We start from the raw sequence: 25105 nt of genomic DNA on the forward strand, positions 1-25105 counted from the left end.
AGACTGTTTTTTTTTACAAGAAATGAACTATACCAAAGTGTAATAAACACAAAAAATACAGTCTGATTACTGTCTGAATAAACATTGAGCGATGACAGCAATATCTTTAAATTACAAAGACTAAATTCATTTACAACCTTAGGTTTTGGTACTATTTATTGCAATGTATATCACCATGATGTCAGTGATTAGTCTAAAAATTCATCATTAAATTACACCATACTGGTTAAGAAAAGGTTGATATTTAAGCTCAATTAATATATTTATAAGATAAATAAGCTTTAATTAAAAATAAAGATTTTATAAAAAAGCAACAACATCAACTGGGGGAAGAAAAATGTCGACAAAAGGAATCACAACTTTTGGTAAGAGGACAACGATAGCACTTGCCATTGCTGGGGCATTAGGAAGTGTTAACGGCGTCTCTGCAGCAGAAGCAGAAACTCAAGCTAATGAACAAACAATAGAAGTTATTGCTGTAAAGGGGATACGCAGCAGTTTAAAAAATTCAATGGCCGATAAGAAATCTGCTTCGGTTGTGTCGGATGGTATTTCAGCCGAAGATTTAGGTAAGTTTCCAGATTTAAACGTAGCCGAATCATTACAACGTATTACTGGTGTATCGATTGACCGAAGTGGTGGTGAAGGTCAGGCAGTAACGGTTCGTGGCTTTGGCCCACAATTCAATACAGTATTGGTTAACGGTCGTCAATTAGCGACAGATAGCGCTGGTCGTGAGTTTAATTTCGACATCTTAGCCGCTGACCAAATTACGGGTGCTAACGTCTATAAAACCAGCAGTGCCAGCATGCAAGAAGGTGGTATAGGCGGTACGGTCGACGTCACTACCGCGCGTCCGTTTGATTATTCAGGCTTCCAACTTGTCGGTTCTGTGAAAGGAATGTATGAAAGTCTTTCAGAAGAAATTTCACCTTCTATCTCAGGTTTGATCAGTAACACCTTCAATGATGAAACTATGGGTGTATTACTTGCCGTAAGCCATCAAGAGCGCCAAGTTCAAATTAACCAAATCAACACCGCCGGTTGGCGTGGTGGTCAAACTATTTCCAATTCACGTGATGGCGTGTTGTTTACCAATGCTTATATTCCACGTAACTGGGACCAAATCGTTGATCAACAGGACCGAACTCGTACTAACGGTAGCTTAGTATTCCAGTATGCTCCGTCTGACGACGTCAGCATTACCTTGGATGGTTTTATTTCAAAATTTGAAGTGGATTCTGAAGTTACCGATTTAGCATCATGGTTTGAGCCAGACCGCGTTGGCAATGCCTCTATCGACCCTGCAACAGGCACCTTATTAACCTTTAGCCAAGATGTGGGTTTACATCAAGGCAGTGGCGACCCAGCAACTGACTTTGTGTCGCACACTCGCAACTCTCGCGACGTGACAAACAGCGGTGTCGGCTTAAATGTTAAATGGGATATTACAGACCAATTAAAAGCTAACTTTGATGTTTCAAACTCAAATGCTGAAAACGATCGTGCTGGCCGCGACCGTTTCAACGTTGTCGGTATGACCAACAGCTATGAATTTGATGGCACGGGTGGAACCCCTACCGTTATCCATGGTGGTTTTGAAAATGGCAACTTACCTGATGCCGGCCTTTCTCGTTTACATTATAACGAAAAAGGTAATCAATTTACTGACGAAGATGAAATTACTGAGTTTAAAGCTGATTTCGAATATTCACCTGATTCATTGGTGTTCACGAAAGCGAAATTTGGTCTATACCGTCAAGAGCGTGAAAAATCCAGTTACCAGATTTTTGGTAGTCAGTGTCAATTCTGTGGTTATGGTACTCCTGCACCCAATGAAGCCATTAACTTCAGACCCTATACTGCGAATAACTATTTCTCTGGTTTAATCGACACCTTCTACACCTATGATGGTGATGCTATGGTCGATTATTTAGCCGCTGAAGGTTATCCAATCACCCCAACACTGCAAAACAATCGCTATACCATTAATGAAGATGTCAGCAGCTTATACATGAACTTCACGTTTGTGTATGACGTAGGTGATATGCCATTAACGGTTGATTTAGGGGCTCGTTACTCAACGACTGATGTAGAAGTCAGTGCCGTACAGAGTTATATTTCTGACGTAGTACCGACCAGTGATGCGACATTGTTCCAAAACATATACGGTCCAGCGACAAATATTACTCAAGGCACAACTTACTCAAACTTGTTGCCAAGCGTAAACGTGAAGTTAGACCTACAAGACGACATGGTGCTACGTTTTGCCATGTATGACTCGTTAACCCGTCCAACCATGTCACAGCTATCTCCAGCGACTAACTTTAACGAGCCACGTCGTCAGAACTTAACAGCTAGCGGTGGTAATCCATCACTTGAACCGTTCCGTTCTGAAAACTGGGATATCTCTTACGAGTGGTATTACGATGACGCCAGCATCTTCAGCTTTGCATTTTTCAGTAAAGAAGTTGACGACTTTATCGTGACGTTAACGGGTGATGAAACTTACCAAATGACTGACCGAACTGGCCCAGACTTTAACTGTAGCACGGCTAACTCAGACTTATGTTCTGACCCAGTTGTTGGCACAACAGAAGAGTTAAATGGTCAGTCAGAACAGTACACTGTAACCCGCCCTCGTAACGGTGAATCAGCACGTATTACTGGTTATGAAGTTGCCTTAACTCATATCTTCGACAACGGCTTTGGTGTTACCGCCAACGCGACTGTGGTTGATAGCAATGTGACAGTAGATGCTAACAGCACTCAAAGTTTCGCACTTGAAGGTTTAGGTAATTCACAAAACCTAATCGTGTTCTATGAGCAAGATAACTTCCAAGCCCGTGTTGCATTTAACAACCGCGAAGGCTTCTTACGTCAGCTAGACAATGGTTTTAATGGTGAACCAATCAATACCGAAACGTTTGGCCAGTGGGATATTAGCGCCAGCTATGACATCACTGAACATGTATCGGTGTTTGTTGAAGGCATTAACATCACTGAAGAAGAGCTCGTTCAAACAGGTCGTTTCGCCAACCAAATTTATTCGGTTGAAGATAACGGATCGCGCTATTCTCTAGGCGTTAGAGGCAAGTTTTAAATTATAAGTAATAAAAGACAGGTGCTTAGCACCTGTCTTTTTTGTTTATGATATATAAAACACACCTTGTGATAGTGTTTAACTACGCCGGTAATTAAGCACATTTCATTGCAAATAGGATGTTAACCCAATGGCAAAAGCAGTTAAAAAAATAATCATTGTGGGTGGAGGTACAGCGGGTTGGTTAACCGCAGCTATCATTGCATCGCATCATAAAAGCCAGACAGGTAATGACTTAACAATTATTTTAGTGGAATCATCAGACATTCCCACGGTCGGTGTTGGTGAAGGCACTTGGCCAACCATGAAAAATACCTTACAACAAATAGGTTTAAGCGAAAGCGAAGTCTTTAAGGCTTGTCACGCAACGTTTAAACAAGGCGGCAAGTTTGTTAACTGGGTCCATGGAAATGGCGACTTTTACTACCATCCATTTACGGTTCCATTAGGTTATGGTCGTATCGACTTAGCACCTTATATCGACAACATCAAAGACTATGCCAAACACACCAACTTCCAACATGCTATTTGTGAGTCAGGCCTTGCTCCTCGCAGCATGGCAGAAGGCGAATATCAAGGCAGCTGCAATTATGCTTACCATCTTGATGCTGGCGCCTTTGCCGACTTATTAAAACAGCATTGTAAAGCCAAGCTAGCAGTAGAGCATGTCATCGGAACAGTAGAACAAGCCCATGTCGATAGCCAAGGTAACATCAGCCATATTTCACTTGCTGACCAAGGTTCAATTGACGGTGATTTATTTATCGATTGCAGCGGTTTTGCATCTTTATTACTGGGTAAAACACTTAATGTGCCGTTTGTTAAACTGGATCATGTGCTATTTAACGACCGCGCCATTGCAATGCAAGTGCCCTATACAGATCAGCATAGCCCGATTGCATCGCACACCATCGCCACAGCGCAGGACTCAGGTTGGATTTGGGATATTGGCTTAACACATCGCCGCGGTGTCGGTCATGTGTATTCAAGCCGTTATATGACCGACGAACAGGCTGAAGCCAATTTACGCCGTTATATTGGCCCCCAAGCCGAAGGTTTAAGCGTAAAAAAAATCAGCTATCAAAGTGGTCATCGTGAACGCTATTGGCAAAAAAATTGTGTTGCTGTTGGCATGGCAGCAGGATTTGTTGAGCCACTAGAAGCCACTGCGATTATGCTAGTCGAAATATCTGCACGCTACATTGCCGACAACCTACCGGTTAACGATACCATCATGGCATTAACGGCCAAACGGTTTAACCAACAAATGGAATATCGCTGGGGACGTATTGTTGATTTTTTAAAACTACATTACATGCTGACGAAAAGACCCGAACCCTATTGGCAAGCACATTGTCATCCCGACTCTATTCCACAGAGCTTACAAGAAGACTTAAGCATTTGGGCTTATCGAGGCCCCACCAGCAAAGACTTCAATGGCCCAAATGAGTTATTTCCAGCCGCTAGTTATCAATATGTACTTTATGGTATGGGTTTCAGCCCTGACTATTCTCAACATGCGCACTTATACCAACAACAGGCCCAAGCCACTCAGATACTTAACCGTAATGTTCAGCTTACGCAGCAGATGCTCAATACATTGCCGCCTCATCGAGACTTCATTGAACAATGGTTAACTCATTCTCAACAATAGAATAAAAATATGAAAAAACTAACAGAATTAACGCCTCAACAGCACCAAAACTTACGATTAGCAAACGACAGCGCCATCCAATTTGCTCATCAACAAAACATCATGAACCTGCGGGTATCTGAAGTCAGCCAAACGGCTTGCAGTATGCCAATTGTTTATGTCCGTGATGGTAACAATGGTCAATGGGTATTAACGGCATTTACTAGCTTCGAGCAAGGTAGCAACCTATTTGTCGAACAAGGTAAGTGGACCGCGCTACACACGCCAACTAACATGCAAACTTTTCCATTTTTTTTGATGATGTCACCTGACGACCCACAACGTTACACCATTGGTATTGACGAACAACATGGGGTGTTTTCTGCCACAACAGGACAAGCCATTTTTGAAACCAACGGCAAAGCATCGCTGCATTTATCTAGAGTAAAAGCTTTGCTTGAATCTGACATTAACAATGATCTCCAGACCCAAGCATTTAATCAGCATATTAGCCAACTTGGCCTGCTACGCCCAATTAGTATTTTAATCCAGCATCAAGATGGCTCAACACCTAGTTTGTCGGGTTTATTCACTATTGATGAAGACAAACTACAAGCCCTCAGCCAAGAAGCACTCTTTGAGCTACACCAGAAAGGTTATCTTGCGCCATTACAAGCCATGCTAATGTCATTATTTCAACTCAATGCGCTGATCAAAAAGCACAATAAAACCCCAGGCTTGAACCCAATAAAAAGCATCAAATTAGAAGTCAGTAAAAATTCAGCTGCGGCATAACAATACCCAATAAAAACTTGGGAAAGGGAACAATAATGTCTGAAAATATTATTCAAATATCCGTATTTACCATTGTAACGGCAATGATTGGGTTATTAACGTACATAAAATGTCGTGGCAGCAACCGTCAACAAAGCACACAAAATAAAGAATATTTTCTCGCTGGGGGCGGCTTAAGTTGGGTGTTTGTGGCAGGGTCTATCACCCTAACAAATTTAAGTACTGATCAGCTGGTGGGCATGAACGGTAACCAAATGGCACTGCTAGCATGGTGGGAGTTCTCTGCTGTGATTGGCCTGATTATTCTGGCTAAATTATTCTTACCCGTTTATTACAAGTATAACTGTACCACCACAACTGAGTTGTTGGAAAAAAGATACAATAACAAGCATATACGAGCCGTTATTGGGTCTATATTCTTTTTAGGTAATGCTTTTATCTACATGCCAGCAGTGATTTATTCAGGCTCTCTGTTTATGCAGACCATGTTTAATGTCGACATTCCACTTATGTATATTGCTGTTGCATTTGCGACACTAGGCGCAGTTTATGCTTTCTTCGGAGGGTTACGCGCGGTAGCCGTATCAGACACCTACTCTGGAGTATTATTACTGGGCATGGCCATTTTTGTGGTGTATCTAGCCCTAAATGCGATTAATTATGACTTATCTGATATTCCGGTAGAACGACTCACCTTCATTGGTGGTGATGATTCGCCTTTACCTTGGCACACCCTACTAACCGGAATGATTTTCATCCAAATGTTCTATTGGGGTACCAACCAAACCATTACTCAACGTGCCATGGCCGCACCCACACTAAAAGAAGCTCAAAAAGGCGTATTTGCTGCAGCAGGTATTCGTATTCTAATCGTACCGGCTATCGTGGTTATTCCTGGGATTGTTTCATACAAACTGTATGGTGATATTGGTGATGCTGCATACGGGCGAATTGTAGGTGACCTCATGCCAACGTGGTTAACGGGTGTATTTGCCGCCGCAATGGCTGCGGCAGTATTATCGACATACAACAGTTTACTAAACTCAGCGACGGCGCTGTATGTGTGTGACATTCACGAAGCCTATATTAAAAAAGACCCTAACGTGGTGCGCTTAAGCGGTTGGGTTACATTATTACTCAGTATTTTAACTCTTGCATTAGTGCCTATTTATCAACAAGCCGAAAGTATCATCAACTTATTACAACAGTTAAATGGTTTACTCAGCATGCCTATTCTGTCGATATTTATTGTAGGCTTAGTGTTTAAAAATATAGATGCCAGAGCGGGGATCGGTGCGGTTATATTTGGAGTAATGCTATATGCCTCACTAACATTTGAATTTTCCCCATTCTATTCAAGCTGGCACTACATTCACTTAATGCCAGTCACATTAGCCGCCTGCATCACCTTTGCGTTAGTCTCAAACCGCTTTGTGTTTGGCAACACGATTCAATTTGCCAAAGGCGACGAGATAGAAACGGCTTAGTAGGTAACATCGATACCGGAGCGAACATTGACAAAATGTTCGCTCTTTTTTTTTACCCTAAAAATCTAAATTAATGATAATTTAGGCCTTACTAATCAAGAATATTAGTACTGTGCCGATATGATTAGCATTAGAAAAAAATGAATATAACTTCTCTTGTCTCCGGTCTTAGTTACACTGAGATCAAAAAATGACCCGATTAAGGTATTAACCCATGTTTAACGCTTTTAATACTATCAAAGCTCGTATTCTACTAGGCTATGCAGCTATTTTATTCATGACTCTAGTGGCGGCGGTTTTACTCAATAACAGCAACCAAACCGTAAAACAAGAAGTTGGCGGGTTTGTCGATGGCACATTACCTGCGCTTAACAGCATTACACGGGTACAAAGTCTTGCCAAAGAACTGGTATTAATGGGTTATTCTTTATACGGTACAACCATCGACGTTACAGAGTTTAACCAGAATAAAGTTCAACTAGAAAAAAGTCTTAACGAGCAGTATCAACAATTAAATACCGTAACATCTACCCAATTAATGCCGCAAATTGACGCGCTTAACGCGGCGTTATCGGCACTTGAAAACACCATGAGTAAATCATCGGTAGATTGGGACAATGCCCGCAATCATTTAGGTACATTAAATGATAGTGCTAACGATCTAAAAGATCGTCTAGACATTCTCGCCGAAGAAATTTCGACTCAAGCCAACCAAAATGCAATGAACATTCAAAGCGAACTTGGCTACAATACTATGCTCATTTTTGTATTAGTTGGACTCATGTTGGTTGTTGCTGTTGGGGCCTACTTAGCAGCACAAAAACAAATAGCCACTCCTATACAGCAACTGTCAAACGACCTCACCCGCATTGCGCAAAATCGTAATTTAAAAGCCAAACTGTCTGATGAATGCATTGTTGAAATTAGTAATGTGGCCACCAGTGTTAATGGCTTAATTAACGTATTCCGTTTAGGAATGAATGAAGTACATGACGCCATCGCCAGTATTAGCCAAACCGTTGCCCAGTTAAGTAACACAACAGGTAAATCATCAGCCTCTGTGGATGAGCTTCAACACACTATTGTGAGTTTAGTAGATGTGATGTCGCAACTTGAGCAGCAAATGGAGCAAAGTGTCGAACATTCACAAAGTGCATCAGATTCTGCTCAACAGGGTGCGCAGAGCATGGTTGAAGGGCAAAAAGAAGTTAAACAAACAGCTGACAGCATTAGCGTATTAGCTCAAGACATTGAAACGACTGCCAGCATGCTACTCACACTGCAAAATTCAGGTAAACAAGTGGCTACCGTGGTAAAAACCATTGCCGATATCGCCTCACAAACTAATTTATTGTCATTGAACGCAGCTATTGAAGCGGCTAGAGCCGGTGAAACAGGAAGAGGTTTTGCGGTAGTTGCAGATGAGGTTAGAACGTTAGCCTTACGCACACATAATTCAACTGTAGAAATAAATAAAATGCTCGCTAATATCGTTGATTCAATTCAATCTGCGGTCGACAATATGGCATCCAACCAACAAAAAGCACAACACTCAGTATCATTAGCAAATCAGTTAGTAGTAACACTTGAACAGAGCCGCCAACTTATTTTGTCTCTTGCCACAGTAAGCCAAGAATCAGCCATGCTAGCACAAGCATCACAGCAGCAGGCTCATACCGTTAAGCTTAAAGTACAAGACTTTACGCTATTAGGTGAATCTGTATCTGAGGGGAATCATCAAATTAGCGAGGCAGGTAATAAGTTGAGTAATTTAGCCGATAAGCTAACCGACACAGTCGATCAGTTTGAACGCTAAAAATGGTAATTGAATAGATTATCTCGGTGGTTTTTGTTTTAACCAAATCCAAAAGCCGCTGAGAGATACCATTAGTAATGCTAGCGCGAATAAGTCCCACAGCCAAACCGTTAATGATCCAAATAAGCGACCACTATGCAGATCTAGCATTACGCGTTGCCAATGTAAGTTAGCGCTGCGCGCAAGATTAACAACCTCTTTATCCACAAATTTACTTTCACTCAGCCAAACAGGTACTGTTAACGGCGCAATAGCTTGCCAATCGATGAGTTGCTCATCTGCTTGAAATACACCATTTTCAGTATTTAACCACACCCGGCCATCAACAATCGCTAGCGCTAACAAACCAGACGGAAGTCCAGTGCTGGCATTTTGAGTTTCTTGTAACTGACCAAGATCATTAAATAAATACAGTTGCTGTGCATCTATGGCCACCAGCATGTTACCGACATAGCTGGCACTAATTAAGGTCGCATTGGACTCTAAAATCATATGTTGGTTTTGCCACAATAGATTATCGGTAATATATAATGCAGTAGGTGCAACACCAAACTGAGCAACATGAGAAGGAGGAGCAATACCATAATAATCAAGCAACCACGACTGGGTAACCGGTGCTTGGTCTAAACCAAAATCATCACTGTGATTTATCGCTACGCCAGTCAGCACTAACAATAAGATAAATAACGCACTCGCTAATCCTAAGCGACGGTGCCAAGGACGAAGGGCTCGCAAAATCTTAAGTCTAAAACGGTTACGTCGAGATGTTTTTGTCACACTAACCTGCTTGAAATGATCCGCTAGAATTGAAACGTGGTTTATTGCACCACATGCGCATGAAGTAACAATGCAATGCGCGATAACTTAGTTAACGCTCTTACTGATAATGTTGCACCAGTAATCCCGTCTATATGCTTATCAAGCTGATGTTGGTCATCTAACTTGGCCAGCTTAAATTGGTCTGTAAAAAAATCATGACGAACCTCGTCACCGCGACTTTCACGATAAATTAGCACTTTAGTCCGCATAATTTGATGGTCTTTAATATGAATAGCCACCGTAATCGGCGATTCCTTGCCTATTTCGTCCATTATCCAAACGGTTTCATCATTGTGTAGCCAGTAACGCATACGCATTTTATTAAAACGATGGGCTAAAATAGCTTCTACGGCTTGTTTGAGATCATCATCTAACCACAACACTTTAGACTCGCCAGCATTGCCATTAAATGCTTGGCTAATAAAGGCGTCATTTGACTGATACTGTGTTGCTACAGCGCTAAATGCCGAAAAATAAACAGCTAACCCCATCATAAATAACATCAAATATGATCGTAATATTGCCTGCATATCAATCCTTAGCCAAGAACAAAAATAAGGGTGCCGACAATATACACTGTTGGCACCCAAAATTTTACCGATAATCTGTTTCATCGATGCGTGCTTTTACTGAATGCTCAGCAATTAGAACTGGTAACCAACACCTAGGTTGAAACCGTCTGAATCTGCAGCGCCACCAATGTTTTCGTAATCAGCTTTAAACACTACGTTTTCGTGTAACCAGTAGTTAACACCCACGTTGGTTTGTTTTTTCTTAGTATCGGCACTATCACCCGCATTGTTGTCCCACTCGTTATAACGAGCAAACACACCAAACTGTTCATTAATGCGGTAAGAAGGCTCAATATAGAAACCATTTTGCTTATCGCGACCTAATGCTTCAGCTTCTTTACCATCAATATCCCACTGGGCGAATAATGCCTTAACAGTGAAATTTTCAATGCTGTAAATAGCGTGTGCTGTTAACAATGTAGCAGAAGCGCTATCAACACCAGCAGTCCCCTGAGTTAAGTCAGACTGATACTGAACCGTGGCAGCTAATTCTAAACCCGGTACTGCAGTATATTTTACGCGGCCGGTATAAGCTAAATCTTCGCCTTTCGCTTCAGATACTTTTTGACGACCGTTACGGATTTTATAGCCTGAGCTTTCGTCCAAATACAAACCAGAAGTCACTGCAGTGTCAAAAGCTAAACCTGGAGCGGCTTTAATATTAAGGTTTAAACCACCTTCCCACCATGTCGCAGGAATAATATCTTTTTCTACCGGGTTACGCTCAACACCGTAAAATACCGTTGGTTCGTGAGTTTCGTTGATAATACCTACTGGCATTAAGAATAAACCTGCTTTAGCGGTAAGCATCTCATTAAAATCGTGCTCGATATAAGCTTGCTCTAGCTCAACTTCGCCATTTTGACTCTCACCGGCAATTGAGTGCTCAACTTCTAGTTCAGAGAAAAAACGAGTGGTGCTGTTAAACTCATGACCCACAAACAATACAAAACGGTGAAAATCGAATTCTTTTTTGTCGGTACCGGTTTGGTTATTGCTAATATTGTTATAGTGTAATTCACCATAACCACCAATAGTGGTAGCCGACTTACTTGATGCGCTCGCTTCTACTACATCTGCAGTAGTTTCTACACGCTTTTCAGTTTGCTCAAGACGCTTTTCAAGATCTTTAAGCACTTTCTGCTGCTGCTCAATAATCTGACGTAGTTCAGTCGTTTCGTCAGAAGCCATAGCTTGATTGCTAGCCAAAAGACTAAATAGTGTTGCAGCAATTAACGTTTTTTTCATATCTCATCCCGATTAGACAATGTAAACAACTACTGTGTTGTGTAAACCAATGTAAATTTTCGTGAATTATACATAACGAACATGTTAATGCAAACCATTATCATTAAGTTTGTGATACGCATGTCACATTATTAACAATCACAAATAACAGTGAAATGTCACAACAGATACAAATATTGATAAAAAGAGTTAACACTGATGACGGGCCAGAATGATGTTATAAATTGGTAGAAACGGGGTTTTATTGAAATACAAATAGAGGTGCTAATCTGGTGCCGGAGTGAGTAAAAACCAACTTTTCGCGCCGACATTATCAGTTATAGATGAGTTAATATCTGCACAGAACATTAATCCAACTGAGTTCCATCGAGCAGGTAAAAATACAATACTATAATACTTTTAACAAAGATCTAAGTCTAACAAAACCTAACAGTTAGTTAAATACATTGCCTTTCTAACGAACTGCTATAACCTAACTAAAACCTCTTCGTTTTGTCATTTATTTGTCCTCGATAGCTGGCTGAGCGCTCAATTTTTGAGACGGCGCAATGACAGCTCTTCGCTTAAGCTACCAAACCGTTGAATTTGGTGACATAGATGTTCATCTATGCACCTTACGTAATAATCAAGAATTTTATGACCCTACAGGTGTTGCTGAAAAACTCGGAATATCCTCTGCAAGCTGGCCTATTTTTGGCATTGTATGGCCATCAAGCTTAGTGCTGGCAAACTATATGTTGGATTACAAAACCGAAGGTAAAAGAATTCTAGAAATAGGCTGTGGAATCGCATTATCAAGCTTACTCCTCAACGAAAAACATGCCGATATTACCGCAACCGACTATCACCCAGAAGTTGAGCAGTTCCTTAACCGAAATACAAAACTCAACAATGGTAAAAACATTGCTTTTGAGCAAGTAGATTGGGCCAATGACACCAGTAAGCTGGGACTTTTTGACGTCATCATTGGCAGCGATTTACTCTATGAAGATGAGCATGTGCAGTTATTGGCTTATTTTATTAAAAACCATGCCAGTAAAAAATGTGACGTCATCATTGTAGACCCCGGTAGAGGTAGAAAGAATAAACTCAGTGTAAAATTAGCTGAGTTCGGTTTCATCAGCAGCCATTTTAAACCAATACACACCGACTATTTAGCTCTACCCTTTAAAGGCTACATTCTGGTTTTTTCACGTGGTAATATCGTTACCTAATCAAGTATTATTGCCATTATCGAGTACGAGTAATCAGTGTGTTCAAATACTGCGATTCAGCAACGCTTGGTATAATTGCTACCGAATGCTTGTGGCGTTGTGTTTGACGGTTAGCAAAAGCATCACGTTAATCACTCGATCTAAAAACATCATCACAAGTCTGTAGGCATATTTGATTGTGCATCAACCACCAGCACCGTTTAACCTCGCTATAACGCAACAAAATACCTTTAATGCTGGATGGAATAAGCAATAATTACCGACTCAACCGCCAGAATAGACATTAACCACACCATACTAAGCCAACCATTTAATTATTTGTCAGGTTTTTAGGCTCAAAACAGGCTATGATCCCATTTTGTCGCCCCCTGGCTAATGCACTCAATTATTGAGGCATTACCCCAAGCCTATATTCAATTTCGATTAGGCTTATATGGCATCGTTATTAGATGCGCGATAACTCTTTTTACCCCTTTTATACTTTACATTAGGCAATACCATGGCTATCAGAATTAAACTTAAACCTGGCCGCGAACGTTCATTAGAGCGTCGCCACCCTTGGATATTTTCCAATGGAATTCACAACGTCAATGGCGGAAAACCGCAAGCTGGTGACACTGTTGAAGTAGTGGCGCACGACGGGCATTGGCTCGGACGCGGTGCCTGGTCGCCAGAATCTCAAATCCAAGTGCGGATATGGACTTTCGACAAAGACGAAACTATCGATGCCGACTTCTTCGCCCGACGCATAAAAAGAGCCCAAGCAGGACGTGATGATTTGATTCGCGAACAAGGTCTAACGGGTTATCGCTTAATCGCCGCTGAATCGGACGGTTTACCCGGTATTACCATAGACCGTTATGCCAACGTATTGGTTTGCCAACTGTTAAGCACTGGTGCTGAAAAATGGCGCGACACTATCGTTGAGCAACTGGTTCTTCAATATCCGGACTGCGCTGTCTATGAGCGCTCAGATGTCGACTCTAGAAAGAAAGAAGGCCTGACTCCGGTTGTAGGATTACTACACGGGGAGTTACCTGCTATGCCCGTCATCATCGAAGAAAACGGTATTAAGATTGCCGTCGATGTTGTTAAAGGTCATAAAACAGGTTTCTATCTGGATCAGCGTGACAACCGTGCTATGGCGGCTCGTTTCGTCAAAGGTAAGTCAGTACTTAACTGTTTCTGTTACACCGGTACTTTTGGCTTATATGCCGCCAAAGCAGGCGCTGCGAGTATTGAAAACGTCGATGTATCAACCTTAGCCCTACAAACTGCTCGCGATAATATGGCCATTAATAACCTTAATGATGACCATGTAAGCTATAACGAAGCTGACGTATTCAAATTACTACGCCAGTACCGAGATGAAGGTAAAACCTTTGATGTTATTGTTTTAGACCCGCCTAAGTTTGCCGACAATAAGTCGCAACTCGATGGCGCATGTCGCGGTTATAAAGACATCAATATGATTGCTATGCAATTACTTAATCCAGGTGGAATATTACTGACGTTCTCGTGTTCAGGCTTAATGCAGTCAGACCTATTCCAAAAAGTGGTTGCCGATGCCGCACTTGATGCTAAGCGTGAAGTGCAATTTATTGAACGCATGCACCAAGCCAGCGATCACCCAATTAGCAGCGCATTCCCTGAAGGTTATTACCTGAAAGGACTCGTCGCTCGTGTTTGGTAATAGCTAAGTTTGACCAAATCAAAAAGGGAACAGTATCTGTTCCCTTTTTGTTGGGTAAAATCACTGTAAGCTCTACGAAGTCTTATGCCGATAATATCAGTCACGCAATCAAAACGCGTTTAAGTCAACATGAGTATTAGCCGCCTCACGATATCTTGATCGGTTTTATGTTGGAACACCCAACTTAAGGTTAACACCGTAATCATTTACATCATGGCTGTCTTGAGCTAAGAAAACAATCAGAACAATTAAACCAATAATTGGGATTAATTGTATTAATTGCCACCAGCCAGAGCGGCCAGTGTCATGTAACCTTCTAGCTGCAATACTAAGACTTGGAACTAATAGCGCAAGACTCACTATCGCTGAAATGGTATCTAAACCAAGTACAGCTAAGACAATATTCAGAATGTCGACCCGTAAAAAAATCCATGATAAATATCACCATCGTTATATCTTCCTGTCAGCTTTATGCAATTAGACTTATTTTAGTGATATTGACCCCCTAAGTGCACACAACGTCATCTCACAAGTTCATTGAAACAAAATTGATCTAGTTGATTAACTACTGCGTAACTAATGCTGAACTCAAAATGGTACACACCTAAAAGGAAGATAAAATGTTAAAGAAAATATCTACGATACTGACTCTTGTAGTGGCTAGTTTAGCGTTCTCATCTGTTTCTTATGCCGAACATCATGGTATGAAAAAAGACATTGTTGATGTAGCGGTTGAAAATGGCTCGTTTACCACTCTCGTAGCTGCAGTTAAAGCGGCAGGACTTGTTGAAACGCTGAAAGGTGAAGGTCCATTTACGGTATTTGCACCAACAGATGATGCATTTGCAAAGTTGCCTGAAGGCACTGTAGAAATGCTACTAAAACCAGAGAACAAAGATAAGCTTGTCGCGGTATTAACTTATCATGTTGTAGCTGGCAAAGTGTTAGCTGCTGATGTAGTTAAGCTAGATAGCGCAACAACAGTTGAAGGACAAACAGTTACCATTGAAGTAAAAGACGGTAATGTGATGGTAAACAATGCAAAAGTTATCATGACAGATGTTAACGCTAGCAACGGCGTCATCCACGTGATTGACACAGTGCTACTACCTAACTAATTACTAAGCAATTACTAAGCAATTAATTACTGTCGGGGGCATAGGATACATTCCACGCCCCCGATTCTGTTGTGCTGAACGATTTAAGCCAGCACACAAGAGTAACTGATAATACCTTACTTATGAATTAGTTAACTGGCTGCCAAGACAGCTTAATAACCATATTTAAACAATCCTCAATAGCCTTCAACGACTCCAATAGTATCTTTAATTAGCTAAACCCCATTTTAAACTGGGGCGGCGGTAATCTTCGTCGGGAATAAAATGCCCCTATCGAAATAGACAGATTTAACAACCAGACTATTAATGGTCAATTATCCCATTACGCTATAATATTATTTCACCCAATAAAAACGGCTTCCTAAGAAACCGTTTTTATTAAAATTAACAATTAAATCAAAACCTTATTCAACTGTAACTGATTTAGCCAAATTTCGTGGTTGGTCTACATCAGTACCTTTAATTAATGCCACATGATATGACAATAACTGTAATGGAATAGTGTAAATTAACGGTGCCATGAACTGATCACAATGTGGTACCTGGATAACTTTCATGGTGTCGTCTGATTCAAACTCAGCATCAACATCGGCAAACACATACATTAGTCCGCCACGAGCACGCACTTCTTCAACGTTTGATTTAAGCTTTTCGAGTAATTCATTGTTTGGCGCAACCACGATAACTGGCATATCGGCATCAATCAAAGCTAATGGACCGTGCTTTAACTCACCAGATGCATAAGCTTCGGCGTGAATATATGAAATCTCTTTTAGCTTTAATGCACCTTCCATCGCGATTGGGTATTGATCACCACGACCTAAGAATAATGCATGTTGCTTGTCGGCAAAGTCTTCTGCTAATTCTGCAATTGCATCATTTAAGCCAAGCGCTTGTTCCACTTTAGCTGGCATTGATAACAAGCTTTGAGTAATAGCCGCTTCCATGTCGCTAGACATGCCATTATGACGGCCAATAACCGTTGTTAACATTAACAAGCCAGCTAGTTGAACGGTAAAGGCTTTAGTTGATGCAACACCAATTTCTACGCCAGCTTTCATCATGTAAGCCATGTCAGATTCACGTACTAACGATGAACCAGCTGAGTTACAAATAGTTAAGGTGGCTTTGTAGCCCATTTCTTTTGCTAGGCGCATTGCCGCTAACGTATCAGCTGTTTCACCAGACTGTGAAATAGTCACTAACAAGCTATTTGGGAACAGGTGCGATTTGCGGTAGCGGAACTCAGATGCAATTTCGACATTACATGATACGCCAGCCCAATCTTCTAACCAGTAACGCGCGGCCATACCTGCATGATAACTGGTACCGCAGGCAATAATTTGCACGTGTTTAATGTCTTTTAAAAATTCAGCAGCATTTTCACCAAAAGCTGAATCTAAAACCTTACCCCCCGCAATACGACCTTCTAGAGTATGTGCAATGGCGGTTGGTTGCTCGTAAATCTCTTTCAGCATGTAGTGACGGTATTCACCTTTGTCACCGGCATCATGAGTCACTTCCGATTCTTTCATTTCGCGCTGAACGGCATTGCCATTAACGTCAAAAATGTTAACTTCACGACGCGTAATTTCAGCAACGTCACCTTCTTCTAAAAAGGCAAATGAACGTGTTACAGGTAGTAATGCTAATTGATCTGAGGCAACAAAGTTTTCACCTAAGCCGTAACCAATCACTAATGGGCTTCCGCTACGGGCAACAACCATACGTTCGCTATCACGACGGTCGATAACAACTGTACCATAGGCACCTTCAAGCTGTTTTACTGTCGCTTGCACTGCCACTAATAATGTCGCTGCTGTCTTTAGTTCATGATGAACAAGGTGACAAATAACTTCGGTATCGGTGTCTGATGAAAATACATAACCTAAACCTTTTAACATCTGGCGCAATTTACCGTGATTTTCAATAATACCGTTATGAACAACGGCAATATCACCTTCAGATAAATGTGGGTGTGCATTGCGTTCGCTTGGCTCACCATGAGTTGCCCAACGAGTATGGGCAATACCGGTGCCGCCGCTTAACGGTGCGGCATCAAGTGCGGACGACAACTCTTGTACTTTACCAACGCGGCGAGTACGGCTTAACTCACCTTGATGGATAACAGCAATGCCAGCTGAGTCATAACCACGGTATTCTAGACGACGTAAGCCTTCTACTAAAATTTCTGCAACATCCCTTTGCGCCACTGCGCCTACGATTCCACACATGTTTGTTGTTTCCTTTACTGTTTCAATTTAATTTTTTTTACTTAGTGTATGGCGCGAGTATGACTCTGACGCCATGCGCTGAAATAGTGTTAACGGCTTCTTGGGTGATGTTGTCGTCGGTAACTAAGACATTAACCACATCCCAAGGTAATTCTAGATTAGGGATCCGTCGGCCAATTTTAGTCGACTCTAATAACACCACGACTTCACGAGACATTTCAGCCATTACTTTACTTAAGCCGGTTAGTTCGTTAAATGTGGTGGTGCCACGATCGAGATCGATGCCGTCGGCACCGATAAAAAGTTGGTCAAAGTTATATGAACGTAATACTTGCTCTGCCACTTGGCCCTGAAAAGACTCTGAGTGAGGGTCCCAGGTGCCACCGGTCATCAATAATGTCGGCTCATTTTCAAGTTCATGAATGGCGTTTGCCAATTGCAATGAATTAGTCATCACCACCAAGCCGCGCTTGTCATTTAGCTGTTGCACAAGACCTGAAGTCGTACTGCCGCTGTCAATAATAATTCGGTTATGATCACGAATAAGCTCAGCGGCTTTAGCTGCAATAGCTTGCTTGTTTAAAGACAGTTTTTCATTGGTAATTTGAGTCATTTCTTGAGGTACAGGCACCGCCCCACCATAACGTCGTAACAATAGCCCATGAGTTTCAAGCATGGCTAAGTCTTTGCGAATAGTGACTTCTGAAGTGGCAAATAGATTTGCTAGCTCATCGACACTGACTTCGCCTTGTTCATTAACCAATTTAATAATCGAATGGCGACGTTGCTGGGTGTTACGTTTAGTCATTTAAATTAACTATCTTTCATATAAGTTTCGAAACGAAAGATATTTTAGCACCAAATGAAACTTTATCTAGATCTTATCGCTCAAAAATTGAAATAAAAGTACAAAAAAAGCCTCTGACATATGCAGAGGCTTTTAGATTTTAGAATATTAAAGCTTATTTTTTTATTTTAACTGGACGTTGCCAACCGGTAATATGACGCTGTTTAACGCGTGTAATCACCAGTTCATTTTCAGCAACATCTTTGGTTATAGTTGAGCCGGCACCTAACGTGGCATTTTTGCCTATGGTAACAGGCGCAACTAACTGGGTATCACTACCGACGAATACACCATCCTCAATAGTAGTAATAAACTTATTGGCACCGTCATAGTTACAGGTAATCGTACCAGCACCGATATTAACGCCTGCGCCAATTTGTGCATCGCCTAAATAAGCCAAGTGGCCTGCTTTTGAACCTTTACCTAATACACTCTTTTTAATTTCAACAAAGTTGCCTATATGAGCATCTTCTTTAAGCTCTGCCCCTGGGCGTAAGCGAGCAAAAGGTCCTGCGCTCGCAGCTTGTCCAAGCTTAGCGCCTTCAACGATAGTATAAGGTTTAATTTCGGCATTATCGGCAATGTCGCAATCAATCAAAATAGCACCAGCACCAATTGTGACGTTATTACCTAAGGTCACTTGACCTTGAAAAATAACGTTAACATCAATCATCACATCCATACCAACAGTCACGTTACCGCGAATATCAATACGGGCAGGGTCGCGTAAATTAGCGCCTTCAAGCATCATTTTTTCAGCAGCTCGAGCTTGGTAAGCTCGCTCTAACTGCGCAAGTTGTACGCGGTTATTAGCACCTTCAACTTCAATAGCTGATTGTGGTTGTGAGGTAGTAATTTCAACACCATCGGCATTAGCCATGGCGATAATGTCAGTTAAATAGTATTCGCCTTGAGCATTATTATTAGATAAACGATTTAACCATGCTTTTAACTGCTTACCTGGTACCGCCATAATGCCGGTGTTCACTTCGTTAATAGCTAACTGCTCAGCGTTAGCATCTTTTTGTTCAATAATTCCGACTACTTTACCCTGTTCACGAACGATACGACCATAACCGGTAGGGTTAGGTAAATTGACAGTCAAAATAGCAAGACCATTAGTAGGACGAACAGCCAATAAAGCTTCTAAGGTCGATTGTTGAATTAGCGGCACATCACCATAAAGAATTAATACCGTGTCGTCGTCGTTAATATTTGGATTAGCTTGGGCAACGGCATGGCCAGTACCTAGTTGTTCTGCTTGCAATACCCAATTTAATGCTTGCTCACCTAAAGCCGCTTGTAATTTATCTGCACCATAGCCATATACTAATTGAATAGCCGATGAGCCTAATGAATTGGCAGTATCAATAACGTGTTGCACCATACTTTTATGGGCAATGGGATGCAGCACTTTAGGCAGATCTGAGCGCATCCGAGTTCCTTTTCCTGCAGCTAAGATCACAACATTTAACGACATTGAGCATTCCTTTAATGAACAGATAGAGATTTGCAGACATTTTAGCGGAATACGAACCAAAGTGAAAATAAAGGCGCTAAGTTAGCCAGTAATAGGCAATAAAAAAGGCGACTCGTAAGAGTCGCCTTTTAAGCGTCAAATAATCAGATTATCTGGTGATATTTTTCTTGATGCATTCAACAACACGTAATTGAGCCATAGATTTGGCTAATTCGATTGCAGCAGCTTCATAATTGAAGTCAGTGCCGGCATTAGCAATTGCTTGCTCTGCACGTTCTTTGGCTTCTAAAGCAGCTTTCTCATCAATATCATCGGCACGTAATGCTACATCAGCAAGCACTGAAATTGCAGTAGGTTGTACTTCAAGTAAACCACCTGATAAATACAACACTTCTTCACTGCCATCTTGCTTGATAAAGCGCGCCATACCAGGCTTGATTTTTGTCAGTAACGCAACATGGTTAGGCATAATACCTAACTCACCTTCAGCACCATTAACTTCTAAAAAGCTAACTTGGCCATGGAAGATGCTGTTTTCGGCACTAACAATATCAAGTTGGACTGTTTTGGCTGCCATCAAGTTCTCCTTAAAGAACTAAGCTTTACGGCCTAGTTATTTCTTTTTGTTAGCTTTTTCGACAGCTTCATCGATTGAGCCAACCATGTAGAACGCTTGCTCTGGGATGTGATCGAACTCACCTTCCAAGATACCCTTGAAGCCACGAATTGTGTCTTTAAGAGAAACGTACTTACCTGGAGAACCAGTGAAGACTTCTGCTACGAAGAAAGGTTGAGATAAGAAACGCTCAATCTTACGTGCTCGGAATACCATGGTTTTGTCATCATCTGACAATTCATCCATACCCAAGATAGCAATAATGTCTTTCAGCTCTTTATAACGCTGTAATACAGTTTGTACACCGTTTGCAACATCATAATGCTCTTGGCCAACAACCTGTGGATCTAACTGACGTGAAGTCGAATCCAATGGGTCAACCGCTGGGTAAATACCCAAAGATGCAATTTGACGAGACAATACAACAGTCGCATCTAAGTGAGCGAAGGTTGTTGCTGGTGACGGATCAGTTAAGTCATCCGCAGGTACATATACTGCTTGTACAGAAGTAATCGAACCAGACTTAGTTGAAGTGATACGTTCTTGAAGAACACCCATCTCTTCAGCTAGTGTTGGCTGATAACCTACTGCAGAAGGCATACGACCTAGTAGTGCAGATACTTCAGTACCCGCTAAGGTGTAACGGTAAATGTTGTCCACGAACAACAATACGTCACGACCTTCGTCACGGAACTTTTCAGCGATACTCAGGCCAGTTAACGCTACGCGTAAACGGTTACCTGGAGGCTCGTTCATCTGACCATAAACCATGGCTACTTTGTCTAATACGCCTGAATCTTCCATCTCGTAGTAGAAGTCGTTACCCTCACGGGTACGCTCACCAACACCAGCGAAAACAGAAAGACCAGAGTGAGCTTTAGCGATGTTGTTAATCAGTTCCATCATGTTGACTGTTTTACCAACACCAGCACCACCGAACAGACCGACTTTACCACCTTTAGCGAAAGGACAAACAAGGTCGATAACCTTGATACCCGTCTCTAATAGCTCAGTTGAATTTGACTGATCTTCGTATGAAGGGGCTGCACGGTGAATAACATAACGCTCTTCTTCACCAATAGGACCCGCTTCATCGATAGGCTCACCCAATACGTTCATAATACGGCCAAGGGTTGCAACCCCTACCGGAACAGTAATTGGTGAACCTGAGTTTGCTACCTCTAGACCACGACGCAGACCATCAGAAGAACCCATAGCGATGGTACGAACAACACCACCACCTAGTTGCTGCTGAACTTCCAGCACCAAACCATTACAGGCGCCTTCACCAGTGATCTTCAGAGCGTCATATACTCGAGGTACAGAATCTTGTGGAAACTCTACGTCCACAACCGCGCCAATTACTTGGACAACAGTACCTGTGCTCATGATTAATCCTCTAAACTTGATTTCGTTACCTAAACCTAAACCGCTGCAGCGCCTGATACAATTTCCGACAGTTCTTGCGTAATCGCAGCCTGACGGGCCTTGTTATAGACGAGTTGCAAATCATCGATCATTTCGCCAGCGTTGTCTGTTGCCGCCTTCATAGCTACCATACGGGCAGCTTGTTCAGAGGCAATATTCTCAACAACACCTTGATATACTTGAGACTCTACATAACGAGTTAACAATAGATCTAAAACTTCTTTTGGATCTGGCTCGTAAATATAATCCCAAGGATAACTAGCTACTTCTTCATCTGACTTAGGTAAAGGTAGCAGCTGTTCGATCACCGGAGTCTGGGTCATTGTATTAACAAACTTGTTAAACACAATGTACAGACGATCCAATTTACCTTCGTTGTAAGCTTTTAACATGACACGTACTGTGCCAATCAAATCAACAAGTTTTGGCGCATCGCCTAAACCTGATGCATGGGCGGAAACTTCACCACCAAAGCTTTTAAAAAACTGAACAGAACGGGCACCAATTGGGCAAAACTCAACGTCTGCACCTTGTTCTTTCCATTTTTTAACGTCTGACACAACCTTTTTAAAGAGGTTGACGTTCAAACCACCACAAAGGCCACGGTCGGTTGCTACAACAATGTAACCAACCCGCTTGGCATCTCTCACCTCTAAATAGGGGTGTTTATACTCGAGAGTACCTTGCGCTACGTGACCGATCACCTTACGCATATTTTCTGCATATGGACGGCTAGCTGCCATGCGTTCTTGCGCTCTGCGCATTTTGCTGGCGGCAACCATTTCCATAGCGGAAGTGATCTTCTGAGTATTTTTAACACTCGCGATCTTGGTTTTAATCTCTTTAGCGCTGGCCATCTCTACTCTCCAATCTGGGACCTGAGGTGCCTAATGACACCCCGTGTTCATTATTACCAGGTTTGGGTTTCAATGAACTTGTCCATGCCTGCCTTTAACTCACCTTCGATATCAGCGTTATAATCGCCAGTAGCATTGATGGTGTTCATTAGGTCAGCATGTTGACTGTTCATGTATGAAAGCAGAGAGGCCTCGAAGCGACCGATTTCATTTAAAGCAACACCTTTAAGGTAGCCTTTTTCAGCTGCGAAAATAGACACAGACTGGGCAGCAACGCTCATAGGAGCATATTGCTTTTGCTTCATTAATTCGGTTACACGCTCACCATGCTCAAGTTGAGCACGAGTTGCATCATCTAAATCAGACGCAAACTGTGAGAACGCAGCAAGCTCTCGATACTGTGCAAGTGCAGTACGAATACCGCCAGACAGTTTCTTGATGATTTTAGTCTGCGCAGCACCACCAACACGAGATACTGAAATACCTGGGTTAACTGCTGGACGTAGTCCAGAGTTAAACAAATCAGTCTCAAGGAAGATTTGACCATCTGTAATAGAAATTACGTTAGTCGGTACGAACGCTGATACATCACCAGCTTGGGTTTCAATAATAGGCAAAGCGGTTAACGAACCGGTTTTACCTGTTACTGCACCTTTAGTGAACTTTTCTACATAATTCACGTTTACGCGTGAAGCACGCTCTAATAAACGAGAGTGTAGATAAAAAACATCACCTGGGTAGGCTTCACGTCCTGGTGGACGCTTCAATAGTAGTGAAATTTGACGATAAGCAACTGCTTGCTTAGACAAATCATCATATACGATTAAAGAATCTTCACCGCGGTCACGGAAGTATTCACCCATAGAACAACCAGAATATGGCGCTAAATATTGTAGTGCGGCAGCTTCAGAAGCTGAGGCAACAACAACAATAGTGTTAGCTAATGCACCATGTTCTTCAAGCTTGCGTACTACGTTAGCGATGGTAGAAGCTTTCTGACCAATAGCTACATAGACACACTTAATGCCTGACTCTTTCTGGTTGATAATTGCATCGATTGCCATCGCTGTTTTACCAGTCTGACGGTCACCAATAATCAATTCACGTTGACCACGACCAATAGGGATCATGGCATCAACGGCTTTATAACCAGTTTGAATTGGTTGTGATACTGACTTACGTTCAATAACACCTGGGGCAATCACTTCAACAGGAGAGAAACCATCGTTGTCGATAGGTCCTTTTCCGTCAATAGGCTCACCTAGAGTGTTAACAACGCGGCCAAGTAGACCACGACCCACCGGTACTTCAAGAATACGACCAGTGGTTCTTACTTTATCGCCTTCTGCTAAATTAGCATAAGGCCCCATTACTACGGCGCCGACAGAATCACGTTCTAAATTCAACGCGATTGCAAAACAGCCACCAGGCAGTTCGATCATTTCACCTTGCATTACATCGGCTAGGCCGTTAATGCGAATGATGCCGTCACTTACTGCAACGATTGTACCTTCGTTGCGAGCTTCACTAACGACGTCGAACTGCTGGATCCGCTGCTTAATCAGATCGCTGATTTCAGTGGAATTCAGTTGCATGCTCAAACTCCCAATTACGACTGCAGCTTTTCAGACAAACGCGATAACTTACCGCTTACCGAGCCATCAATGACTAGGTCGCCTGATTTAATAATTACACCGCCAATAAGCGATGCGTCGATGCTGCAATTCAGCTTAACTTTGCGTGCGAGACGTTTCTCTAAAGAAACACTAATTTGCTGCTGTTGCTCAGAGCTTAGCTCAGTAGCAGAAACCACATCGGCTTCAACTTCTTTTGCCCACTCATTACGGTATTCAGCAAAAAGTAGCGATACTGTTGACAGTATCCCTAAACGACCGTTTTCAGCCATTACCTTTATCAGGTTTTGACCTTGCTCATTGACTTGCTCACCGCATACTTTTATAAAAAGTGAGGCAAGTTGTGTACTCGCGAGAGTACCATTAAGCAGTGGCTTTATTGATTCGTTTTCACTTACCAATGAAGCGAAAGTTAACATTTCTGTCCAACTTTCTACTGCTTTATGCTCAACAGCAAAATCAAAAGCTGCCTTTGCGTAAGGGCGAGCGATGGTGCTTAATTCAGCCATAA

General features: G+C 42.0%; 20 protein-coding genes. 8 read left to right on the forward strand and 12 right to left on the reverse strand.

Going from position 1 to position 25105, the window contains the following annotated elements; genetic code table 11:
* The first annotated feature begins 337 nt into the window (after positions 1–337).
* The 5 genes from CXF88_RS13395 (at position 338) to CXF88_RS13415 (ending at position 8834) form a co-directional block, all read left to right on the forward strand.
* Positions 338–3103, forward strand: coding sequence for a TonB-dependent receptor (locus CXF88_RS13395; protein WP_101087330.1), 2766 nt, complete (start codon positions 338–340; stop codon positions 3101–3103).
* 130 nt (positions 3104–3233) lie between these two features.
* Positions 3234–4757 carry a tryptophan halogenase family protein gene (locus CXF88_RS13400; protein ID WP_101087331.1) on the forward strand — a complete coding sequence of 508 codons (1524 nt, stop codon included), beginning with the start codon at positions 3234–3236 and terminating at the stop codon, positions 4755–4757.
* Between the two features lie 9 nt (positions 4758–4766).
* Positions 4767–5531: a SapC family protein gene (locus CXF88_RS13405; protein ID WP_101087332.1), complete on the forward strand. Its 765-nt coding sequence runs from the start codon at positions 4767–4769 to the stop codon at positions 5529–5531.
* Positions 5532–5566: 35 nt separating this feature from the next.
* Positions 5567–7018, forward strand: a complete 1452-nt coding sequence (locus CXF88_RS13410; RefSeq protein ID WP_101087333.1) for an SLC5 family protein — start codon at positions 5567–5569, stop codon at positions 7016–7018.
* A 214-nt stretch (positions 7019–7232) separates the two neighbouring features.
* Positions 7233–8834 (forward strand): methyl-accepting chemotaxis protein, encoded by a 1602-nt coding sequence (locus tag CXF88_RS13415; RefSeq protein WP_101087334.1) that lies wholly within the window; start codon positions 7233–7235, stop codon positions 8832–8834.
* An 18-nt stretch (positions 8835–8852) separates the two neighbouring features.
* On the opposite strand, the gene CXF88_RS13420 is transcribed toward CXF88_RS13415, so the two are convergent.
* The 3 genes from CXF88_RS13420 to CXF88_RS13430 all read right to left on the reverse strand — a co-directional run bounded on the left by CXF88_RS13420 (position 8853) and on the right by CXF88_RS13430 (position 11473).
* Positions 8853–9695, reverse strand: coding sequence for a PepSY-associated TM helix domain-containing protein (locus CXF88_RS13420; protein ID WP_347400440.1), 843 nt, complete (start codon positions 9693–9695; stop codon positions 8853–8855).
* On the reverse strand, positions 9653–10183 hold the full coding sequence (locus tag CXF88_RS13425; protein ID WP_101087336.1) for an FMN-binding protein: 531 nt from the start codon (positions 10181–10183) through the stop codon (positions 9653–9655). The genes CXF88_RS13420 and CXF88_RS13425 overlap by 43 nt, the downstream gene beginning before the upstream one ends.
* A 114-nt stretch (positions 10184–10297) precedes the next feature.
* Positions 10298–11473 carry a porin gene (locus CXF88_RS13430; protein WP_101087337.1) on the reverse strand — a complete coding sequence of 392 codons (1176 nt, stop codon included), beginning with the start codon at positions 11471–11473 and terminating at the stop codon, positions 10298–10300.
* Between the two features lie 548 nt (positions 11474–12021).
* Here CXF88_RS13430 and CXF88_RS13435 point away from each other — a divergent pair.
* Positions 12022–12687: a methyltransferase domain-containing protein gene (locus CXF88_RS13435; RefSeq protein ID WP_101087338.1), complete on the forward strand. Its 666-nt coding sequence runs from the start codon at positions 12022–12024 to the stop codon at positions 12685–12687.
* A gap of 499 nt (positions 12688–13186) precedes the next feature.
* A complete protein-coding gene (locus CXF88_RS13440) occupies positions 13187–14380 on the forward strand; it encodes a class I SAM-dependent methyltransferase (protein WP_101087339.1) in 1194 nt (397 codons plus the stop codon).
* 165 nt (positions 14381–14545) lie between these two features.
* Here CXF88_RS13440 and CXF88_RS13445 read toward each other — a convergent pair whose 3' ends face one another.
* Positions 14546–14791, reverse strand: a complete 246-nt coding sequence (locus CXF88_RS13445) for a DUF805 domain-containing protein (protein WP_242445163.1) — start codon at positions 14789–14791, stop codon at positions 14546–14548.
* A 209-nt stretch (positions 14792–15000) separates the two neighbouring features.
* Between CXF88_RS13445 and CXF88_RS13450 the strand changes: the two genes are divergently transcribed.
* A complete protein-coding gene (locus tag CXF88_RS13450; RefSeq protein WP_101087341.1) occupies positions 15001–15498 on the forward strand; it encodes a fasciclin domain-containing protein in 498 nt (165 codons plus the stop codon).
* Positions 15499–15902: 404 nt separating this feature from the next.
* Here CXF88_RS13450 and glmS read toward each other — a convergent pair whose 3' ends face one another.
* From glmS to atpH, 8 genes are all read right to left on the reverse strand, one after another.
* Positions 15903–17732: a glutamine--fructose-6-phosphate transaminase (isomerizing) gene (gene glmS, locus CXF88_RS13455; protein ID WP_101087342.1), complete on the reverse strand. Its 1830-nt coding sequence runs from the start codon at positions 17730–17732 to the stop codon at positions 15903–15905.
* A gap of 37 nt (positions 17733–17769) precedes the next feature.
* A complete protein-coding gene (locus CXF88_RS13460; RefSeq protein ID WP_101087343.1) occupies positions 17770–18540 on the reverse strand; it encodes a DeoR family transcriptional regulator in 771 nt (256 codons plus the stop codon).
* Positions 18541–18694: 154 nt separating this feature from the next.
* On the reverse strand, positions 18695–20059 hold the full coding sequence (glmU, locus tag CXF88_RS13465) for a bifunctional UDP-N-acetylglucosamine diphosphorylase/glucosamine-1-phosphate N-acetyltransferase GlmU (protein ID WP_101087344.1): 1365 nt from the start codon (positions 20057–20059) through the stop codon (positions 18695–18697).
* 148 nt (positions 20060–20207) lie between these two features.
* Positions 20208–20636: a F0F1 ATP synthase subunit epsilon gene (locus CXF88_RS13470; protein WP_101087345.1), complete on the reverse strand. Its 429-nt coding sequence runs from the start codon at positions 20634–20636 to the stop codon at positions 20208–20210.
* Between the two features lie 36 nt (positions 20637–20672).
* Positions 20673–22064: a F0F1 ATP synthase subunit beta gene (gene atpD / locus CXF88_RS13475; RefSeq protein WP_101087346.1), complete on the reverse strand. Its 1392-nt coding sequence runs from the start codon at positions 22062–22064 to the stop codon at positions 20673–20675.
* 35 nt (positions 22065–22099) lie between these two features.
* Positions 22100–22960, reverse strand: a complete 861-nt coding sequence (gene atpG / locus CXF88_RS13480; RefSeq protein WP_101087347.1) for a F0F1 ATP synthase subunit gamma — start codon at positions 22958–22960, stop codon at positions 22100–22102.
* Between the two features lie 53 nt (positions 22961–23013).
* Positions 23014–24555, reverse strand: coding sequence for a F0F1 ATP synthase subunit alpha (atpA, locus tag CXF88_RS13485; protein ID WP_101087348.1), 1542 nt, complete (start codon positions 24553–24555; stop codon positions 23014–23016).
* Between the two features lie 14 nt (positions 24556–24569).
* Positions 24570–25103: a F0F1 ATP synthase subunit delta gene (atpH, locus tag CXF88_RS13490; RefSeq protein ID WP_101087349.1), complete on the reverse strand. Its 534-nt coding sequence runs from the start codon at positions 25101–25103 to the stop codon at positions 24570–24572.
* Positions 25104–25105: the final 2 nt, after the last annotated feature.

Source organism: Shewanella sp. ALD9 (assembly GCF_002836315.1).
GTDB lineage: Bacteria > Pseudomonadota > Gammaproteobacteria > Enterobacterales > Shewanellaceae > Shewanella.

What these genes read in the sequence shown, in the direction of transcription:
- CXF88_RS13395 (WP_101087330.1), top strand. Translation starts at nt 338, where the DNA reads ATGTCGACAAAAGGAATCACAACTTTTGGTAAGAGGACAACGATAGCA.
- CXF88_RS13400 (WP_101087331.1), top strand. Translation starts at nt 3,234, where the DNA reads ATGGCAAAAGCAGTTAAAAAAATAATCATTGTGGGTGGAGGTACAGCG.
- CXF88_RS13405 (WP_101087332.1), top strand. Translation starts at nt 4,767, where the DNA reads ATGAAAAAACTAACAGAATTAACGCCTCAACAGCACCAAAACTTACGA.
- CXF88_RS13410 (WP_101087333.1), top strand. Translation starts at nt 5,567, where the DNA reads ATGTCTGAAAATATTATTCAAATATCCGTATTTACCATTGTAACGGCA.
- CXF88_RS13415 (WP_101087334.1), top strand. Translation starts at nt 7,233, where the DNA reads ATGTTTAACGCTTTTAATACTATCAAAGCTCGTATTCTACTAGGCTAT.
- CXF88_RS13425 (WP_101087336.1), bottom strand. Translation starts at nt 10,183, where the DNA reads ATGCAGGCAATATTACGATCATATTTGATGTTATTTATGATGGGGTTA.
- CXF88_RS13430 (WP_101087337.1), bottom strand. Translation starts at nt 11,473, where the DNA reads ATGAAAAAAACGTTAATTGCTGCAACACTATTTAGTCTTTTGGCTAGC.
- CXF88_RS13435 (WP_101087338.1), top strand. Translation starts at nt 12,022, where the DNA reads ATGACAGCTCTTCGCTTAAGCTACCAAACCGTTGAATTTGGTGACATA.
- CXF88_RS13440 (WP_101087339.1), top strand. Translation starts at nt 13,187, where the DNA reads ATGGCTATCAGAATTAAACTTAAACCTGGCCGCGAACGTTCATTAGAG.
- CXF88_RS13450 (WP_101087341.1), top strand. Translation starts at nt 15,001, where the DNA reads ATGTTAAAGAAAATATCTACGATACTGACTCTTGTAGTGGCTAGTTTA.
- glmS (WP_101087342.1), bottom strand. Translation starts at nt 17,732, where the DNA reads ATGTGTGGAATCGTAGGCGCAGTGGCGCAAAGGGATGTTGCAGAAATT.
- CXF88_RS13460 (WP_101087343.1), bottom strand. Translation starts at nt 18,540, where the DNA reads ATGACTAAACGTAACACCCAGCAACGTCGCCATTCGATTATTAAATTG.
- glmU (WP_101087344.1), bottom strand. Translation starts at nt 20,059, where the DNA reads ATGTCGTTAAATGTTGTGATCTTAGCTGCAGGAAAAGGAACTCGGATG.
- CXF88_RS13470 (WP_101087345.1), bottom strand. Translation starts at nt 20,636, where the DNA reads ATGGCAGCCAAAACAGTCCAACTTGATATTGTTAGTGCCGAAAACAGC.
- atpD (WP_101087346.1), bottom strand. Translation starts at nt 22,064, where the DNA reads ATGAGCACAGGTACTGTTGTCCAAGTAATTGGCGCGGTTGTGGACGTA.
- atpG (WP_101087347.1), bottom strand. Translation starts at nt 22,960, where the DNA reads ATGGCCAGCGCTAAAGAGATTAAAACCAAGATCGCGAGTGTTAAAAAT.
- atpA (WP_101087348.1), bottom strand. Translation starts at nt 24,555, where the DNA reads ATGCAACTGAATTCCACTGAAATCAGCGATCTGATTAAGCAGCGGATC.
- atpH (WP_101087349.1), bottom strand. Translation starts at nt 25,103, where the DNA reads ATGGCTGAATTAAGCACCATCGCTCGCCCTTACGCAAAGGCAGCTTTT.